1 protein-coding gene is annotated in these 255 nt (G+C 31.8%); it reads right to left on the minus strand.

What is annotated here, in order from left to right; translation table 11 throughout:
* A partial coding sequence (locus tag HHH54_RS11100; RefSeq protein ID WP_198618831.1) for a transposase occupies positions 1-255 on the minus strand: 255 nt, incomplete at both ends.

Raw genomic sequence — 255 nt, forward strand, 5'->3', positions numbered from 1 at the left:
TTTAAAGACTGAATGATATGAAAACGATCAATAATGATTTTCGCATTAGGGAACAACTCTTGAATTAAGACGATATATGGTTGATACATATCTATAGATACGGTTTGAACGCGTTTACGTTCTTCAAAAGAAAAGCGATAGAAATAGTCTTTTAAAGACTTTAACCGACGGTCTTCAACAATATCTATGATACGATGTGTGAGTGAATCAGCATAAATAAAGCTCATATATCCCGATACGTTTTTAACACTTTTA

Origin of the sequence: Staphylococcus canis (genome assembly GCF_016238445.1) — a bacterium.
GTDB lineage: Bacteria > Bacillota > Bacilli > Staphylococcales > Staphylococcaceae > Staphylococcus > Staphylococcus canis.